Below are 254 nucleotides of genomic sequence, written 5' to 3'. Positions count from 1 at the left end.
TTACGGACGTCGTCATCATTTTCCTCGTCCGTATGCGCGTTTGCAGTAGCCCCCCTGAACTCGTGGGCTTCCAGATCGCTCTCTTCCGGCTCTGCACCACGAAACAGGTCAGCAATCTGGCGATTTCTCGCAGATACCTGCCGGACACTGGACAGAAGCTCCGGCATATCTTCCGGATCCAGAACCCGGCGCAGCATCTCGATGGTGTCTCCTGCCTCGATATTCTGCGCCTGCTCGTGGTCACCCAGCGCCTT

1 protein-coding gene is annotated in these 254 nt (G+C 58.3%); it reads right to left on the bottom strand.

The annotated features are described in order from the left end of the window. The coding region (locus B7449_RS18960) for a hypothetical protein (protein ID WP_048884093.1) at positions 1-254 on the bottom strand (254 nt) is incomplete at both ends.

The organism is Komagataeibacter intermedius TF2 (genome assembly GCF_000964425.1).
GTDB lineage: Bacteria > Pseudomonadota > Alphaproteobacteria > Acetobacterales > Acetobacteraceae > Komagataeibacter > Komagataeibacter intermedius.
The sequence above is the reverse complement of the archived record's forward strand: the minus strand, read 5'-3'. Positions and strand labels throughout refer to the sequence as shown.